The 16,973-nt window shown below is 30.0% G+C and carries 17 protein-coding genes; 7 read left to right on the forward strand and 10 right to left on the reverse strand.

Annotation, left to right across the window (positions count from 1 at the left end):
• Positions 1 to 7: 7 nt before the first annotated feature.
• The 4 genes from rplI to H3N56_RS09270 all read left to right on the forward strand — a co-directional run bounded on the left by rplI (position 8) and on the right by H3N56_RS09270 (position 4,803).
• The gene (gene rplI / locus H3N56_RS09255; RefSeq protein ID WP_185880905.1) at positions 8 to 454 is read left to right on the forward strand and encodes a 50S ribosomal protein L9; all 447 of its coding nucleotides are present in this window, start codon (positions 8 to 10) and stop codon (positions 452 to 454) included.
• A 9-nt stretch (positions 455 to 463) separates the two neighbouring features.
• Entirely contained in the window at positions 464 to 1,804 is a 1,341-nt protein-coding gene (gene dnaB, locus H3N56_RS09260) for a replicative DNA helicase (protein WP_185880906.1), read from the forward strand.
• Between the two features lie 18 nt (positions 1,805 to 1,822).
• Entirely contained in the window at positions 1,823 to 3,040 is a 1,218-nt protein-coding gene (locus H3N56_RS09265; RefSeq protein ID WP_185880907.1) for a U32 family peptidase, read from the forward strand.
• 155 nt (positions 3,041 to 3,195) lie between these two features.
• Entirely contained in the window at positions 3,196 to 4,803 is a 1,608-nt protein-coding gene (locus tag H3N56_RS09270) for an AbgT family transporter (protein WP_185880908.1), read from the forward strand.
• A 65-nt stretch (positions 4,804 to 4,868) separates the two neighbouring features.
• Here H3N56_RS09270 and H3N56_RS09275 read toward each other — a convergent pair whose 3' ends face one another.
• From H3N56_RS09275 to H3N56_RS09300, 6 genes are all read right to left on the reverse strand, one after another.
• Complete coding sequence (locus tag H3N56_RS09275) at positions 4,869 to 5,678, reverse strand: peptidylprolyl isomerase (RefSeq protein WP_185880909.1); 810 nt, start codon at positions 5,676 to 5,678, stop codon at positions 4,869 to 4,871.
• Between the two features lie 52 nt (positions 5,679 to 5,730).
• Complete coding sequence (locus tag H3N56_RS09280) at positions 5,731 to 6,504, reverse strand: ABC transporter permease (protein ID WP_185880910.1); 774 nt, start codon at positions 6,502 to 6,504, stop codon at positions 5,731 to 5,733.
• A gap of 12 nt (positions 6,505 to 6,516) precedes the next feature.
• Positions 6,517 to 7,344, reverse strand: coding sequence for an ABC transporter permease (locus tag H3N56_RS09285; protein WP_185880911.1), 828 nt, complete (start codon positions 7,342 to 7,344; stop codon positions 6,517 to 6,519).
• Positions 7,341 to 8,465 (reverse strand): ABC transporter ATP-binding protein, encoded by a 1,125-nt coding sequence (locus tag H3N56_RS09290; RefSeq protein ID WP_185880912.1) that lies wholly within the window; start codon positions 8,463 to 8,465, stop codon positions 7,341 to 7,343. Before H3N56_RS09290 ends, H3N56_RS09285 begins: the two co-directional genes overlap by 4 nt.
• Before the next feature lie 94 nt (positions 8,466 to 8,559).
• Positions 8,560 to 9,846 (reverse strand): MFS transporter, encoded by a 1,287-nt coding sequence (locus H3N56_RS09295; protein ID WP_185880913.1) that lies wholly within the window; start codon positions 9,844 to 9,846, stop codon positions 8,560 to 8,562.
• Positions 9,847 to 9,872: 26 nt separating this feature from the next.
• The gene (locus H3N56_RS09300) at positions 9,873 to 10,445 is read right to left on the reverse strand and encodes a manganese efflux pump MntP family protein (protein ID WP_185880914.1); all 573 of its coding nucleotides are present in this window, start codon (positions 10,443 to 10,445) and stop codon (positions 9,873 to 9,875) included.
• 128 nt (positions 10,446 to 10,573) lie between these two features.
• Here H3N56_RS09300 and H3N56_RS09305 point away from each other — a divergent pair, with 128 nt between their 5' ends.
• From H3N56_RS09305 to H3N56_RS09315, 3 genes are read left to right on the forward strand one after another with little or no spacing between them, the layout of a single operon-like run.
• On the forward strand, positions 10,574 to 11,095 hold the full coding sequence (locus H3N56_RS09305) for a C-GCAxxG-C-C family (seleno)protein (RefSeq protein ID WP_185880915.1): 522 nt from the start codon (positions 10,574 to 10,576) through the stop codon (positions 11,093 to 11,095).
• Entirely contained in the window at positions 11,095 to 11,613 is a 519-nt protein-coding gene (locus H3N56_RS09310; protein WP_185880916.1) for a shikimate kinase, read from the forward strand. Before H3N56_RS09305 ends, H3N56_RS09310 begins: the two co-directional genes overlap by 1 nt.
• A gap of 9 nt (positions 11,614 to 11,622) precedes the next feature.
• On the forward strand, positions 11,623 to 12,396 hold the full coding sequence (locus tag H3N56_RS09315; RefSeq protein ID WP_185880917.1) for an SDR family NAD(P)-dependent oxidoreductase: 774 nt from the start codon (positions 11,623 to 11,625) through the stop codon (positions 12,394 to 12,396).
• Between the two features lie 42 nt (positions 12,397 to 12,438).
• On the opposite strand, the gene H3N56_RS09320 is transcribed toward H3N56_RS09315, so the two are convergent.
• The 4 genes from H3N56_RS09320 to H3N56_RS09335 form a co-directional block, all read right to left on the reverse strand.
• Entirely contained in the window at positions 12,439 to 13,017 is a 579-nt protein-coding gene (locus tag H3N56_RS09320) for a carbonic anhydrase (protein ID WP_332647439.1), read from the reverse strand.
• An 83-nt stretch (positions 13,018 to 13,100) separates the two neighbouring features.
• Complete coding sequence (gene hcp / locus H3N56_RS09325; protein WP_185880918.1) at positions 13,101 to 14,786, reverse strand: hydroxylamine reductase; 1,686 nt, start codon at positions 14,784 to 14,786, stop codon at positions 13,101 to 13,103.
• A 111-nt stretch (positions 14,787 to 14,897) separates the two neighbouring features.
• A complete protein-coding gene (locus H3N56_RS09330) occupies positions 14,898 to 15,290 on the reverse strand; it encodes a GrdX family protein (RefSeq protein WP_185880919.1) in 393 nt (130 codons plus the stop codon).
• Positions 15,291 to 15,375: 85 nt separating this feature from the next.
• Positions 15,376 to 16,911 (reverse strand): AbgT family transporter, encoded by a 1,536-nt coding sequence (locus H3N56_RS09335; protein WP_255492169.1) that lies wholly within the window; start codon positions 16,909 to 16,911, stop codon positions 15,376 to 15,378.
• Between the last annotated feature and the right edge of the window lie 62 nt (positions 16,912 to 16,973).

A 16,973-nucleotide genomic window follows, 5' to 3' on the forward strand; every position in this document is an offset into this window, starting at 1 on the left:
ATTTTATATGTCAAAAATACAAGTTATTTTAACAGCAGATGTAGCAGGTCAAGGAAGAAAAGGGGAAATTATAAACGTATCTGAAGGGTATGCAACAAACTTCCTTTTAAAAAATAAAAAAGCAGTAGTGGCAACTCCAGATGAGTTAAAAAAAATAGAGAACAAGAAAAAAAGAGACGAGAAAAAAGCTGAAGAAGAAAAGCTAAAAGCTCTTGATCTAAAAAAAATGTTAGAAGAGAAAAAAATATTAATCAGTGCAAAAATTGGTGATAATGGAAAGTTATTTGGAGCTATAACAAATAAAGAAGTCTCAGCTGAAATAGAGAAAGTTTTTGGAGTAGCAATAGATAGAAAGAAAATAGAGTGTAGCATAAAAAGTTTAGGAGAACATAAAGCTATAGTTAAACTTCATACAGATGTAAAAGCAGAGGTTTCTATAGTTATTAAAGGATAAGGGGATAAAATGGAAGATATTCAAAAATTAAGAAAAGTCCCGAGTAGCCTAGAGGCTGAAAGATCTGTCTTAGGAGGTATCTTTCTTAAACCTGATATATTTGGAGAGATTGTTGAAGCTATAAGTCCAAAAGATTTCTATAAGGTTGCTCATAGAGTTATATTTGAGAGTATGTTAGAGGTTTATGGTTCAGGTGAAAGTATTGATCCAATTCTTGTAATAGATAGACTTAAGAGAAAAAATAAATTTGAAGATATTGGTGGAGAATCTATTCTTTATGAAATAATAGAAGAGGTTCCAACTGCTGCTAATATAATGACATATGCAAAAATTGTAAAAGAAAAATCAACTTTAAGACATCTTGGAGAAATTGGAACAAAAATTGTAGAGATGACTTATGAGGGTTATGAAGATGTAGATACAATTTTAGATAAAGCAGAAGGTCTTATTTTCAAAGTAGCAGAAAATAAAGAAACAAAAGATATTATAAGTCTTAAAGAAGTTATGAGTACTGAATTTGAAAGATTGGAAAAAGTTTTTCAAAATAAGGGAATTGCTACAGGAATATCTTCAGGATTTAAAAGTTTTGATGATATGACTAGTGGATTTCATCCTTCAGATTTAGTTATTTTAGCAGCTAGACCTTCTATGGGTAAAACGGCGCTAGCTTTAAACTTAGCACTTAATGCTGCTATGAAAGAGGATAAAGCTGTACTAATATTTAGTTTGGAGATGTCTAGTTCTCAGTTGCTTCAAAGACTTTTGGCAATTGAAGCTGGAATAGGACTTCAAAAGATTAGAAATGGATTTTTAAATGATGATGATTGGGGAAGACTAGGAATTGCCAGTGGAAAATTGGCCAATTCTGAAATAAATATAGCAGATGTTCCTAACGTAAATGTACTGGAAATAAGATCAATTGCCAGAAGATTAAAAGCTTCAGGAAAACTTGATATGATTTTAATAGATTATCTGCAACTTATAAAAGGAAGTAGTAGTAAATCAGATAATAGACAACAGGAAATATCTGATATTTCAAGATCTCTAAAAGGAATTGCTAGAGAGTTAGATATACCAATAATTGCACTATCTCAGCTATCGCGTGCCCCAGAGCAAAGAGCAGACAGAAGGCCTATGTTATCAGATCTTAGAGAATCTGGAGCAATAGAACAAGATGCTGATATGGTTGTATTTCTATATAGAGATGATTATTATAATGATGAAAGTGAATCCAAAGGAATTACGGAAGTTATTATAGGAAAACAAAGAAACGGACCAGTTGGTACAGTAAGCTTAAGATTCTTCCACGAGATGACAAAGTTTGGAGATTATACAACTAAGGTCGACTAATCGGAAAGGTGATTGAATTTGAAAAAAGTAGAATTATTAGCTCCAGCAGGAAATATGGAGAAATTAAAAATGGCTTATCATTATGGAGCTGACGCAGTATTTTTAGGTGGTAAAATGTTTAACCTAAGAGCAGGAAGTCATAACTTTAGTGATGAAGAGTTAAAAGAAGCTGTAGATTATGCTCATGAAATGGGTAAAAGAGTTTACGTTGCTTTAAATGTAATTCCTCATAACAATGAATTAGAGTTGTTACCGGATTATGTAATATATTTAGAGAAAATCGGTGTAGATGGAGTTATAGTTGCAGACCTTGGAGTATTCCAAGTAGTAAGAGAAAATACAGATTTAGCTATAAGTGTTAGTACGCAAGCTAGTAATACTAACTGGCGTTCTGTAAAAATGTGGAAAGATTTAGGTGCTAGAAGAGTTGTATTAGCTAGAGAAATATCTTTAGATAATATTGCTGAAATAAGAGCTAAAGTACCTGATATAGAGTTAGAAGTATTTGTACACGGAGCTATGTGTATGTCAATTTCAGGAAGATGCTTACTAAGTAACTATATGACTGGAAGAGATGCAAATAGAGGAGACTGTGCTCAATCTTGTAGATGGAAGTATTCAGTTGTTGAGGAAACAAGACCTGGAGAATATATGCCAGTTTATGAAGATGAACATGGAACATACATTTTCAACTCTAAAGATCTTTGTACAATAGAAATTATTGATAAAATCTTAGATTTAGGTGTTGATTCTCTTAAAATTGAAGGAAGAATGAAAGGTATTTACTATGTTTCTAATGCAGTGAAGATGTATAGAGAAGCGGTAGATAAATACAATTCAGGAGAATACGAATATAATCCAAAGTGGTTAGAAGAGATAAAATCAACTTCTAACAGATCTTACACTCAAGGATTCTATAATGGTCAACCTGGAGAAGAAGCTAATAATTATAATGATAGAAATTCATATAGTCAAACTCATCAATTAGTTGCAAAGATTGAAGAGAAACTAGGAGAAAATGAATATTTATTAGCAATTAGAAATAGAGTTGTAACTGGAGAAACACTAGAAATTATAACTCCAATTGGAGATCCAAGAGTAATTACTCTTCCGAAAATGACTCTTGTAACAAAGGGAAAAGACGAAGAAGTAGAATTTGCAAATCCAAATTCATTTGTAAAAGTTATTATTGAAGGCGGATTTGAAGCAATGGATATGATCAGAAGAAAGATGTAAAAGTCTTGTGCCAGCCTTAGGGCTGGTTTTTTTTATTGAAAAGATGTAAAAAATATGGTACTATAGTACAGGAATGAAAATATATTTTAATAATTACAACAAATAAAAATAAAATGATTTTAAAAAATTAATAAAAAAATGGAGGGAATTGGAACATGTCAGAGAAAGTAGAAAGGCTTAAGAAAGAAGGACTTTTTCAAAGATTTTTAAACTTTGTAGAAGTAGCAGGAAATAAATTACCACACCCTGTAGCTATGTTTTTTGGATTTTTTATAGTAACAATAATTTTATCAGCATTATTATCACAAATGAATATTTCGGTAACATATCAAGCTATGGCAAATGGAGTTTTAACAGATAAGACTACAGCTATAGAGAATCTTTTAACACTTAATGGAATAAGAGGAATCTTTGTAACAGCAGTAAGTAACTTTACAGGCCATGCGGCATTAGGTTCAATCGTCGTAGCTATGCTAGGTGTTGGACTAGCTGAAGGATCTGGACTTATGAATGCGACAATAAAGAAAATTGTATTATCTACTCCAAAGAGTATGATATCAGCTATTGTTGTTTTTGCTGGAGTTATGTCAAACGTTGCATCTGATGCCGGTTATGTTGTATTAGTTCCGCTTGGAGCGATAATATTTCTATCTTTCGGAAGACATCCATTAGCAGGAATTGCAGCTGCATTTGCAGGAGTATCTGGTGGATTTTCAGCCAATTTACTACTTGGAACAACAGATCCTATGCTTGGAGGAATAACAACTTCAGCAGCTCAAATAATACTGCCTGGTTATTCAGTTGATCCAACAGCAAACTATTTCTTTATGGCAGCCTCAACATTTTTAATAATGATAATTGGAGCAATTATTACAGATAAAATAGTAGAACCAAGACTTGGGACATATGATGGACCAAAAATGGAATTAGATCTTAATTCATCTTTAACTGAACAAGAAAAGAAAGGAATGAGATATGCTGGAATATCTTTAGCAGTATTTGTCGTAATAATACTACTTATGATTATCCCAGAAAATGCAGCATTAAAATTAAACGCTAGTGAAATTCAAAATTTTATAGCTAAAAATGGAAGACAACCTGGAGTTATGGAAGTTTTAAAACCATTTATAAGTGATTCAATAGTATTTATACTTATGCTTATGTTTTTAGTTCCTGGGCTTGCTTATGGGCTTGGATCTAAAAGTATAAAGAGTCATAAAGATGTTATAAAATGTTTAAATGATTCAATGTCGGCTTGTGGACCAGTACTAGTTATAATATTTGTATCTGCACAATTTGTATATGTATTTACAAAATCAAATATGGGTATTGTAATTGCAGTAAAGTTAGCAGGAGTATTAAAAGGACTTGGAATAGGTGGAGTAGTTGCAGCAGTAGGTCTTATATTTTTAACAGCTTTTGTAAATCTATTTGTGGGAGGAGCATCATCAAAATGGTTAATGCTTTCTCCAGTGTTTATTCCAATGTTTGTAGAATTAGGACTTACACCAGAATATACACAATTAGCCTATAGAATAGGAGATTCTACAACAAATATAATTTCACCGTTAATGACATATTTCCCGATAATAGTTGCCTTTGCAGCTAAGTATGCAAAAAAGGATGAAGATATGGGTGTTGGAACAATTATCGCTATGATGTTACCATATTCAATTATTTTCTTAATAGGATGGACAGCGATGTTTATAGCATGGACTTACCTAGGGCTTCCAATAGGACCTGGAGTTTCAATGTTTATATAATAAGGAATAAAAAAAATGATTGGTTGTTTAAACCAATCATTTTTTATTTGTTGTATTTTTATTTATTAAAGTGTTTCTTCTTCTGCAGCAGCTTCTTTAAATTTCTTTTCAGTTGCTCTTATAAATCTTGGAATAAAGAATTCTTTTTCTTCTTCTGTAGATTTACCTTTAGAAGTGTAAATAGCTTCTAATTCATTTTTATAATTTTGAACTTCTGTTCCGTAAGATGAAATATCTTTTATAGGATATTTGTTAAGTTTTGGATATTTTTCATCTAAAATTTTATTCCATTCTTCAACTTGCTGTTTATTTAGAGAAAGCATTAAATCAACATCTCCAGTAAATCTCACTTCTTTTATAACATCTCCGATTTCAAGTTTTTTAATTTTTTCAAAATCAGAATCTTCAACATATTCTCCGAATATAGTATGTTTTCCATTTAACCAATCAGCAGGATAAAGAGTCATGAAATATTGAGAACCACCTGTATTAGGACCAGCATTAGCCATTGCTAAGATTCCTTGTTGATAGAAATCTAACCAAGCAACAATTTCATCTGGAATTTCATATCCAGGTCCACCATTTCCAGTTCCAGTAGGATCTCCACCTTGTACTACAAAATTTTCAACTGCTCTATGAATCTTAGTATTATTATAAAATCCTCTTTTAGATAAGTTGATAAAATTAGCAACAGTTATTGGAGCAGCTTCAGGATATAAATAGAAAGTTATATCACCTTGAGATGTAACAAATGTTGCTCTAATATCATTATATTTTACCGCTGCATTTCTTTTAGTGGCACTTTTAACATATGAACATCCTGTTGCTGATATTATCATAACAATTAGTAGTAGTATTTTGAATAATTTTTTCATTTATATTTTATCCTCCCCATCATTTATGGTTGTATTATACTATATGAACCTACTATTTTACAAAATATTTTTGTAGACTTTTTGTAGAGATAGTTAGAGTTATCGCTAAACATATCAATAGAACAGACAAAGCATTAATAACTGGAGAAACTCCAAGTCTAATCATAGAGTAAATTCTCAGTGGTAATGTTGAAGAACCAGGTCCTGCAACAAAGAAAGTAGTTACAAAATCATCAAAAGAAAGAGTAACTGCTATTAAAAATCCAGAAATAATTCCAGGCATAAGCATAGGAATTATAACTTTTTTTAAGGTCTGGAATTCTGTAGCTCCTAAATCATACGATGCTTCAACGATAGAATAATCAAATTCTTCCAATCTAGATAGAACTATAAAAAATACAAAAGGGATATTAAAAGTAGTGTGAGCTATAAATATACTTGTAAGACCCAGTTCTAGTTTAATTGTAGAAAACATAATAAGAAGAGAAACCCCCATTATTATATCAGGTATAACTAGTGGAAGAAATGTTAGAACCTGAAGATATTTTTTATGTTTAAAATTATACCAATGTAGTCCAAGAGCTCCAAGAGTTCCAATAGTTGTAGATAGAATTCCTGAGAAAATTGCTATAAATATACTGTATTTAAATGCCTTCCAAATATTATCTGAATGGAGAAAAAGTTCTCTATACCATTTGAAAGAGAATCCTTTCCATATCATTGATCTTCCTTCATTAAAAGAATATACTATTAATATAACTAGAGGAAGATAGAAAAAGAGCATTGAAATTGTAAAAAAGAATAAAGAAGATCTTCTTTTATCCATATTTTCCTCCTTTTATTTCTCTTTGCTGAGTTTTGTAAACAAAACAAGAGCTAATGTTGTAACTATTATTAAGACAGCCGATATAGCAGAAGCTAATGGCCAGTTTCTTGTAACAGTTAGGTGCTGTGCTATAACGTTGCCAAGCATAGTTGCTTTTGTACCTCCAACTAATTTTGGAACAGCATACGAACCTAAAGTTGGAATGAAAGTAAAAAGTGTAGCAGTAATAATTCCCGGTTTAATATTTGGAATAAAAACCTTTAAAAAAGCTTGTCTATTAGTTGCTCCTAAATCTCTAGCTGCTTCAATTAAAGCAAAATCATATTTTTCAATTACAGCATAAAGAGGTAGAATTGCAAAAGGTAAACTAGTATAAACTGAGATTATTACAACAGCAGTTGTATTATATAGCATCATAAGAGGTTTATCAATTATCCCTATTTTTAAAAGAAAAGAGTTGATAAAACCATTATTTCCTAAAATGGCTATCCAGGCATAAATTCTTATAAGAAAATTTGTCCAAAAAGGAATAATTATTAAAAATAACAGTTCCTTTTTGTATTTAGATCTTGCTATATAATAGGCCGTTGGAATGGCTAATAACACAGTAAAGATTGTAACTAAAATAGAAATATATATAGTCTTTAATAAAATACTTAGAAAAATAGTATCCTTAAAAATTAAAAAACTATCTAGAGAAAACTCAAATATTACTCCACCATATGTTCCTTTTGTAAGAAACGCGTAAACTAAGACAATAGCCATAGGTATAGAAAAAAATATTGTCATCCAAACTGTTACTGGCAGAGTGTATAAAGTTCCTAAATTTAGTTTTTTCATTTTGGAACCACCTCTACTAGAAAACTATCATCGGCATCCCATGAGATATATGCATCCTCATCCCACCAAATAGTTTCGTTATCATCTTCATCAAAATAAACAGCATGTTGCTTAAATGCTTTGAAAAGAAGGTTTTTATTACCGTTTATCCAAGTAAAATATTTACTTTGGAAACCAGAATAAATAAGTTCATCAACATATACTTTAAGAACGTTGATATGCTTTGATGTAATTTTTGGAGTTGTTTTTGATACTCTAACTTTTTCAGGTCTGATAGAAACTTTTACAAAATCACCAACCTGAACAGATTTATCAGTTTCAAAAATAAGTTCTCCAAAATCAGGGCTAGATAGTTTAGCATATAAGTCATCTATCACTGAAATAACTTCACCTTCAAAGAAGTTATTCTCACCTATGAAGTCAGCGACAAATAAATCTGCAGGTGCTTCATATACTTCTGCTGGAGTTCCAACTTGAAGAATATTACCCTCATTCATTACTGCTATTCTATCTGAGATAGAAAGAGCTTCTTGTTGATCATGAGTTATAAAAATAAAAGTAATTCCAACTTCATCATGAATGTTGTCAAGTTCAATTAAAAGGTTTTGTCTTAACTTTGCATCAAGTGCAGAAAGAGGTTCATCTAAAAGAAGAACTCCAGGTTTGTTGATTAGAGCTCTGGCAATTGATACTCTTTGTTGTTGTCCACCAGAAAGTTGGCTAGGTTTTTTTAGCATGTGTTCTGTCAAATCAACTAACTGTATAAACTTTTTTACTTCAGCATCTATTACATCATCTGGCATTTTCTTTAATCTTAATGGAAATGCCACGTTTTCGTAAACTGTTAAATGCGGAAAAAGAGCATATTTTTGAAATATAGTATTTACATTTCTAAGATTGGGGGGAAGATTGACAATATCTTCACTTCCTAAATAAATAGCTCCGCTGTCAGGTTTTATGAATCCTGCAATCATTCTTAAAAGAGTTGTTTTTCCACAACCAGATGGTCCTAAAATAGAGAAGAATTCTCCATCTTTAATTTCTAAATTGATATTTTTCAAAACTTGGACACCATCGTAACTCTTAGTGATGTTTTCAATTTTAATGTCTGTTTTTTTCAATTTTACCTCCCGTATTTCAAGATAAAAAAACAATGCAATGTATACATTTTATCATATTTATTAAATAAAATAAATATCCAAATTAGGAATTGATTTATCTTTTACCTCCAAAAAGGTATGAAAGAGATGGATAAAGGCCCGGATAGTACATATTTTTTTGATATGCTCTCACTCTTGTGAGTAAAAGTATGCAATAAAACCTAAAAAAGATGCTTATAAAAAACATAATTTGAAATCCAGCATATGAATCTCCAAAGAAAATGAATGTTTTTTTATTAAAAAAATCAGCTACAAATCCGCCTGAAATGGCTCCTACAAAACCAAATATACCGATAGCAATTGCATAGGCAGAAGTATACGAATCTTTTGGAGATTCTGATAATTCAAAAAGAAGATTTAAAATTGCTAAATTGATAGCTGCCCATCCCACAGCAGTGCCAATTGCATCTAAAATTAAGAGACTTCGAACATTATCTTTTGTCATTAAAAAATAAAAAATAACAACGTATGTGGATATATTAATTCCGAAAGATAGAAGTTTTTTATAACCAATTCGGGGGGCTAATTTTCCATAGATGAAAAACATGATTATTGAAATAAAAGCGCCTACAGAGGAAGCTATTCCTAAATAAAAATAAGGAGCGTTTAAATTAACAACTGCATAATAAAAGAAGTATGGTTTGGTAAATTCAATTGTAAAATTCCACATTCCAATGAAAAGTAAAAAGTTTCTAAAATTTGAATTTTTAAGTGGAATAGATAGATTGAAAGAAATCTTCTTATCTTTAAAATCGGGAACATCATGTAAATTTAAAAGGAAAAGAGTAGAGATAGCAGCAACTGCTATAGTTCCAGTAAGAACCAGCATTCCAGTTTTAGGAGAGGTGATATTGATTACTTTTGAGATAACTGTTGAAAATACAATAGTTGTTATAGAGATAAGAATATACCTAGTAGAAAAAAAGTGGCTTCTATCATTTTTTTCGATTATTTCACCGACCGCAGTAGTCCAAATTCCAGAAACGAATGAAGCAAATATAGAATAGATAATAATAATTCCAACAAGTACTTTATAGTTTGTATAGTTAAAAAGTACTGCAAAAAAAAGTGCCACGAAAGGCAACCGCGATAAAATAGCAGTTCCTATAAGAGCACTTTTTCTTGTTGGAAAAAAAAGATAAATTTTTCCTAAAAATAGTTGTAAAAGTTGAGCTCCAACTGGAAGGGTTGAAATCATAGAAATCCAGAATGGTTCACATTCAAAATAGAGAGCTAAAGCTGTCAAAGAAAAGCTTTGTATTCCAAGAGTCATTATATTAGCAGACATTCCTTCAGCACTAATTAATACTTTGTTTTTTTCATACGAACTTTTAAAAAACATAATATCATCTCCCCCTTATTTTTAAATCATATAAACTCCAAAAGTAAAGTTTTAAATCCTATTAAGATTAATAAACCTCCTCCGAAGTAAGTTGCTTTGTATCCAAGTATATTTCCGAATTTATTACCTATATAAACTCCCATTCCTGAAATTATAAAAGTTATTAATCCAATCTCTATTATTATTGAAATTATATTTAAATTTTGAACAAATGAAAATGAAAAACCGATAGCAAGGGCGTCAATACTTGTAGCTATTCCTAATAGAAGAATATTTGATTTAGTTTCAGAGTCATCTGAATTTTTTATATCTTCATCACATTTTTGTTCTTCAAAAGCATCAAAAATCATTTTGAAACCAATACAAAGCAACAAAATACCCCCAATATAATTACCGTAAGCAATTATTTTATCACTAAAAATAGCTCCAAGAGACCATCCTACAAAAGGCATAATAGCTTGAAATAATCCAAATGTTAAAGCAATTTTTAAAATGTGTTTAGGGTGAATTTGACGAATGGTTAATCCTTCACTTAAAGAAACTGCAAATGCATCCATAGCTAAACCGATCGAAATTAAAAAAATTTGTAAAGAACTCATGATTTAATAAACTCCTTTGAATGTTTTATATAATAGTATATAGATCTAATGATTATACCACAATATTTAAGTTTTTACTCTTTTATGGTATAATAATAATGAAAAATATTTGGAGGTTGTTAACGATGATGAGGAAATTAACTAATCTTTTTTCAAAAGAACAAAGCATAAAGTTTGAAAACGGAGAGATAGATATAAATAAATTGAGAAAACGTGCTGAAAAATATTATAGAGATGGAGATTTTTATTGTTCAGAGGCAGTATTAAAGGTAATAAAGGATGGATTTGATGCTCCGTACGGAGATGATATAATAAAGTTAGCTTCCGGATTTCCAGTTGGAATGGGTAGAAGTGGATGTGCATGTGGAGCGGTAACTGGCGGAGTAATGGCTCTATCTATGTTTTTTGGAAGAGATGAAGCCAAAAGTTCAAAAGTAAAAAAGAGTATGGAACTTGCAAAGGAATTAAATGATAAATTTGCTGAAAAGCGTAAAGTATGTTGTTGTAAAATTTTAACTAGGGGAATGGAACTTGGAAGTAAGGAACACATGGAACAATGTATTGAGATAACTGGAGAATTGACAGAAATAACGGCTGAAATTTTAGCTAGAGAACTAGGGTATAAAGTATTACCGAAGGAAAAAAAATAATGAAAGATAATATAGCACTTATCGGATTTATGGGAAGTGGAAAAACAACTGTTGGAAGAATTCTCGCGAAATATCTAGATATGAAATTTATAGATATTGATAAAGCTATTGCTATGTGTGAAAAGAAAAGTATACCTGAGATTTTTGAAGAAAAGGGTGAATCTTACTTCAGAAAGATGGAAAATCAAATAATAGAAGAAGAGTGTAGAAATAATAATATAGTTATAGCCACTGGTGGTGGTGTTATAATAGATAATGAAAATATAAAAAATTTAAAAAAAACTTCTTATGTTGTATACTTGGACTGTGATATTGACTCAATTTACGAGAGGGTAAAAAATAGTAAACACAGACCACTTTTAAATAATACAGAAAATATGTATGAAAAAATAAAAGAGCTTTATGAAAAAAGAAAGTTACTTTATAAAATTTCTTGTGATTATAGTATAAGTATAAACAAAAAAACAAATGTTTATGATACGGTGGAAGCAATAAAAGATGCATATATATTAAGTTAGGGGGAGACTATGAATAGACTTAGCGGGAAATTGGTATTAATAACAGGTGCAACTAAAGGAATAGGTAGAAGTACAGCATTTGCTTATGCAGAAAAGGGTTCTAATCTTATATTGACTGGAAGAACAGAAGCAATGTTACTTCTTTTAAAAAATGAGATAGAAAAAGAATATAAAGTTAAAGTTACTATTTTAAAAATGGATATCAGAAATTCAAAAGAAGTTTATGAAATGATAAACTCTTTACCTGAAGATTTAAAAAAAATAGATATTTTAGTTAACAATGCGGGATTAGCTCTTGGGATGGAAAAAGTATACACTAGCTCATTTGAAGATTTCGATACAGTGGTTGATACAAATGTTAAAGGAATGTTGTATATGATAAGGACAGTTGTACCTCTTATGTTAGAATATAATATAGATGGGCATATTGTGAACGTAGGCTCAATAGCTGGGGATTCAGCATATGCTGGTGGAGCAGTTTACTGTGCAACAAAGGCAGCTGTTAAAACCTTAACTGATGGGCTTAGAATAGATTTGGTTGATACACCTATAAAAGTTACGAATATAAAACCTGGATTAGTGGAAACTGAATTTAGTAAGGTTAGATTTAAGGGCGACGAAGATAGAGCCAATAATACTTATAAAGGAATAGAAGCGTTGACACCCGATGATGTGGCAGAAGTAATAATTTATGCAACAAATCTTCCTTCAAATATCCAACTTGGAGAAATCTCTCTGACACCAAAATATCAAGCTGATGGAAGAACTGTTCATAGATCATAAAAAAAGGGAGAGATTAAATTTAAAATCTCTCCCTTTTATATTTTATTGATTTGCTTGATATCCATTTTCTATTAAAGTTAGTTTTCCTGTTTTAGGATTTATAATTAATCCATGCACGGCAACATTCTTTGGTAGGAGAGGATGATTTTTAATGATTGATATACTTTTCTTTAGTGACTCTTCTATACTTGAAAAACCATGTAACCATTCTTTAACGTTTATTCCAGAATTATACAATGTATTTATTGTAGTCTCATCAATTCCTTTTTTTAACATTTTATCAATAACACTCTCTGTATTTAGGTTACACATTCCACATTCGTCATGAGCAACAACATATACTTCATTAACATCAAACTCATAAATTGAAACTAAAATACTTCTCATAGCACTTCCAAATGGATGGACAACAACTCCACCAGCATTTTTTATTATTTTTGCATCTCCGTTTTTTATAGACATTGCTTGGGGTAATAATTCAGTTAATCTTGTATCCATGCAAGAAATTATCACCATTTTTCTGTCGGGATGCTTAGTAGTATTATATATTTCGTACTCTTTATTATTTACGAATTCTTCATTAAATTTCAAAATAGTATCTAAATTATTAATTTTATCCACTGTATCACTCCTTCAGAAATATTATTGTATCAATAATATTTTAACATATAAAACAGAATGATAAAATAGAAATCTATAATTTTTTATTTAAGACCAAATTTATTTAAATCTTCTTCTACAGTTGTAATTCCAGCGAGACCAAAGTTTTCAACTAAAACTTTTGCTACATTTGGAGAAAGGAATCCTGGTAAAGTTGGACCTATATGTATATTTTTCACTCCAAGATGTAATAGAGCAAGTAAGACAATAACTGCTTTTTGTTCATACCAAGCTATATTATATGTTATTGGAAGATCATTTATATCCTCTAGTCCAAAGGCATCTTTAAGAGTTAGAGCTATAACAGCCAATGAATATGAGTCATTACATTGACCAGCATCTAGAACTCTAGGAATTCCATTGATATCACCTAGGTTTAATTTATTATATTTATATTTTGCACATCCAGCAGTCAATATAACAGAATCCATAGGAAGTTCTTTAGCAAAATCAGTATAATAATTTCTACTAGAACTTCTGCCGTCGCATCCAGCCATAACTACAAAGTTCTTTATGCTACCTGATTTAACAGCATCTACTATTTTATCAGCAAGAGCTATAACTTGATTATGAGCAAATCCTCCAATAATTTCTCCTGTTTCTATTTCTTGTGGAGCTTTACATTTTTTAGCCATCTCGATTATATCTGAAAAATCTTTTTTTCCATTGTTATCAATTTTAACTTTTTTCCATCCAGGGTATCCAGTAGCGTTAGCAGTAAATACTCTATCATTGTATGTTGAAGTCTTTTTAGGTGGAACTATACAGTTTGTTGTAAATAGGATTGGTCCATTAAAAGTTTCAAACTCTTCAACTTGCTTCCACCAAGCATTACCATAGTTTCCAACAAAATGAGAATATTTTTTAAATGCTGGGTAATAATGTCCAGGAAGCATCTCAGAGTGAGTATAGATATCAACACCAGAATCTTTAGACTGTTCAAGAAGATCTTCTAAATCTTTTAGATCATGACCAGTGATAAGGATTCCTGGATTAGTTCCAACACCTAAATTAACTTTAGAAATCTCAGGATTTCCATATTTTGAAGTATTAGCTCCATCAAGAAGAGCCATTGCTTTCACACCAAATTCACCAGTTTTTAGCACAAGTGATGTAAGTTCATCTCCACTTAAAGAATCGTCAGAAGTAGCAAGAAGAGCTTCCTCTATAAAGTTGAAAATTTCAGAATCCATTTTTCCAAGATTCATAGCATGTTCAGCATATGCTGCCATTCCTTTTAATCCATATGTAAGTAGTTCTCTTAAAGATCTTATATCTTCATTTTCAGTTCTTAGAATTCCAACTGATTTTGAAACTCTTTCTAAGTCTTCTAATGTAGAAAATTCATAATTTAGAAGCTCTAAATTTTCAAATTTTTCATCTAAAGTTACATTTAGTTCTAATAATCTATTTTTTAAGTTATTTCTAAGAATAAACCCTTTTTTAATTTCTTCTACGATAGCTTCATCATCAAAGTTTGCATTAGTTATAGTTATAAAAAGTGAATTTATAATATATCTATTTATTAAATCAGTTGATTCTAAACCATTTGTAGCTTTTTTTAACTGTGAATTGTAATTTCCAACCAATTTTGCAGTCCAAACTAATAAGTCCTGAAGGTTAGCAGTTGTAGCAGTTTTTCCACAAACACCTATAATTTCACATCCAGTTCCTTTAGCAGTTTCCTGACATTGGTAACAAAACATATTTTTATTATCTAAATTACACATATTTATTATCCTCCTATAGCGCATCTAATATGAAGATATAGTACAAGAGAAATAAAAAAAAATCGGTAACATTAGTTACCGAAAAATAAAAATCTTTTAAGATTTATTAATTTATACAATTTTATTTGTATTCAATTGTTTAATACTGTCAATTATTAAGTTAAGATCTACAAATCTGTACTCTTCTAAAGAATCATGTGATAAAAGTTCTTTATCCTTAGGGCTAAGTTTTTGTGAAATATGAACCGCACCTTCAATAAGTTCTAAAGAGGTATTGTTATCAAGATATCTATTCTTTGATATTAAAATTGATTTAAATGGATTGCTACTATTTTCAAGATTGTATAAAATAGGGTCACTTAAAAGCTTGTGTCCATCTTTAATATTTTTTTCAACTGATCTTAAAACTTCTTGAAAAATAATGTTTTCAAGAAAAATAACTTCATCAGTTTCTTTATAAAAATTAAATACCTTATTGTTATTTGTAACTATGATATAATTCATAAAGCACCTCCAAATTTTACAATCTATATATTACTCTTTAAACTGTATTATTTCAATACTTAAATCATAATTATTTTAAACTAGATTAATAAACTCCTGGTCCTATAGGAAGTTTTAAATAATACCAAATAGTCATTAAAGTTATTAAGGAAACTAAAATAACTATTGCATAAGGTAATGTCAGAGAAAATACACTTCCAACACCTAAAATTTCGTTGGATTTTATTTTTTTTTCATTTTGGTATTGATATAGTAATCCTAGAACTACTGGAAGAGCTGGCTGTAAAGGTGAAACTATATTTGTAGCAGAATCTCCAATTCTAAAAGCTAGTTGTGCATAAGCTGGTGAAACTCCTAAAATATTAAACATCGGAACTATCATAGGCGCTAATAAAACCCATTTAGTTGAACCCGAGGTCATAATAGGATTTATCAATGTCGTTATTAAAATTATCATAATTAATAATAAATATGAACTTACATTTAAATCCTTGAGTAACATAGCCCCTTTGATAGAAAGTACTTTAAAAATATTGGATTTATTTAATAAATATATAAAAATAGAAGATGATAGCAGCGTAACCATTAAAGGAGCGGCTTGGACAATGCCTTCTTGAAATAGATTTGCCACATCTTTTGTCGTTTTTATGACACCTTTCCCTATTCCATAAAAGATTCCTATTATAGAGAATAATAAAAAAATGATTGTTGTTATTGAAGACATAAGAGGAGAGGTTGGTAAAAATTTCCCTTCAGAATTTCTAAAAAATCCATTTTCAGGGTAAATAAGAACTCCCATTATGATTAGAAAAAATATAAGTCCATAGAATGAGTATTTTAATCCTTTTTTCTCTTCTTCAGTTAACTTCAAACTATTTAAAATATCCAAATTTTTATGATTGTTTTCATCTACTACTTTAGAAATAACTTTTTCTGTAAATATGGTTAGAGAAATTGTTAAAACTATCGTAGCGGCAACCATAAAATAATAATTACATAAAGGATTAATAATTTCTTTTTTATCTATTGCTAATAGAGCTTCTTGAGTTATACCTGATAGCAAGGCATCTGTCCCTGCTACAAAAATATTAGCTGTAAATCCACCACTTGCGGCTGCGAACCCAACTATAATTCCTAATTTTGGATTTCTTCCAACTGATGAAAAAAGAATTCCTCCCATTGTTATTGCAAAAATGGTTCCAGCATCTGACATTACATTTGCATTGATTGCGGTAAAAATGAAGGCTGCTGTTAAATAACTGTTAGGAATACCTAATAAATACTTTCTCATTAAGGCGTTGAAAAACCCTACTTTTTCAACAACTCCAATAGACATCATCATCAAAATTACTACTCTTAGTGACGGGAAATTTATATAAATATCTGGCATTGATTCAATTAGTTTTCTCATATGTAAATAACTAAACAAATTTTCTACCAAAATAAAATTGTTAGTTATTAATGTGTCTTCTACTCCAAAATTTATTTGATTTAAAGTGTATGATGTAAATATTAATGCTATTGTAAAAATATTAAATAAAATAAATGGATGTGGTAATTTATTTCCATATTTTTCTATAAAGTTTATTACTTTATAATCTTTTCCGTTGTTGTGATCCAAAATTTTCTCCTTTAAGTATCTTAATGAAAAAAGTTGCATGAGTTTTCTCATACAACTTCAGA

The sequence above is a fragment of the Cetobacterium sp. 2A genome (genome assembly GCF_014250685.1).
Classification (GTDB): Bacteria; Fusobacteriota; Fusobacteriia; order Fusobacteriales; family Fusobacteriaceae; genus Cetobacterium.